Annotated in this window: 2 protein-coding genes; both read right to left on the bottom strand. The window is 69.5% G+C overall.

Going from position 1 to position 1,019, the window contains the following annotated elements; genetic code table 11:
- A partial coding sequence (locus AB0B20_RS29100) for an IS3 family transposase (protein WP_357475124.1) occupies positions 1-783 on the bottom strand: 783 nt, incomplete at its 3' end.
- Positions 756-1,019 (bottom strand): transposase (locus AB0B20_RS29105; RefSeq protein WP_357475127.1); only part of this gene is annotated, 264 nt, incomplete at its 5' end. The genes AB0B20_RS29100 and AB0B20_RS29105, both read right to left, overlap by 28 nt.

Raw genomic sequence — 1,019 nt, forward strand, 5'->3', positions numbered from 1 at the left:
TTCTGTGCGGGTGCGGAAGTGGCGGCGGTGTACGTACTCGACCTTGATGGTGGAGAAGGTGGCCTCGGCGACGGCGTTGTCGAAGCACGACCCGACCCGGCCCATCGACTGGCGCACCTTCCATCGGGAGCAGGCTCGGGCGAAGTCGGCCGAGGTGTACTCACTGCCCCTGTCGCTGTGGAAGATCACCCCTTCGACGCTGCCGCCGCGGGTGACGGCGGCCATGTTCAGCGCGGCGACGACCAGCCCGGCGTCGTGGTGGGCGCCCATCGCGTAGCCGAGAATGCGACGGGAGTACAGGTCGATGACGGTGGCCAGGTAGAGCTTGCCCTCGTCGGTGCGGATCTCGGTCATGTCACCACACCAGGCGACATCCGGCGCCGGCGCGGTGAACACCCGCTTGACCAGGTCCGGTGCGGCCGGACGTTTACCTTGGCGGGTCAGGCTCCGCCGGCGGCGCTTGACCCGGGCGGCCAAGCCCATCTCGGCCATGAGCTGCGCGATCGTGTTGTCGGAGACCTGCCAGCCGGACTCGCGCAGCTCGATCCCGATGCGCGGGCTGCCGTAGGTGCCGCCCGAGTCGTCGAACACCTTCCTGACCGCGGTAGCCAGCCGGACACGCCGGTCAACGCGGGGCGTTGGCGGCCGGTCACGCCACTTGTAGAACCACGACTGCGACACCCCCAACGCCCGGCAGGCCAGCGCGTGCGGCACCTCATACTCGGTCCTCTGGGAAGCGATGAACCCGGCCACGCTCACCGGCCCGTCGCTTCCTTGACCCACAGGACCACGGATCGCTTGAGGACATCACGCTCCATCGCCAGCTCGGCGTTCTCCCGCCGCAGCCGGGCCAGCTCCGCCCGCTCATCCTCCGACAACTGCCCGGCAGCGGCCTCACCGCGACGCTCGCGGTCCCTCTTCACCCAGTTAGCCAGGGTCCCGTCGTTGATCCCCAGGTCACGCGCCACCTGAGCGATCGACTTACCCGTCTCCCGCACGATGCGCACCGCGCCCGCCCG

The sequence above is a fragment of the Micromonospora sp. NPDC049151 genome, from assembly GCF_040648395.1.
Taxonomy (GTDB): domain Bacteria; phylum Actinomycetota; class Actinomycetes; order Mycobacteriales; family Micromonosporaceae; genus Micromonospora.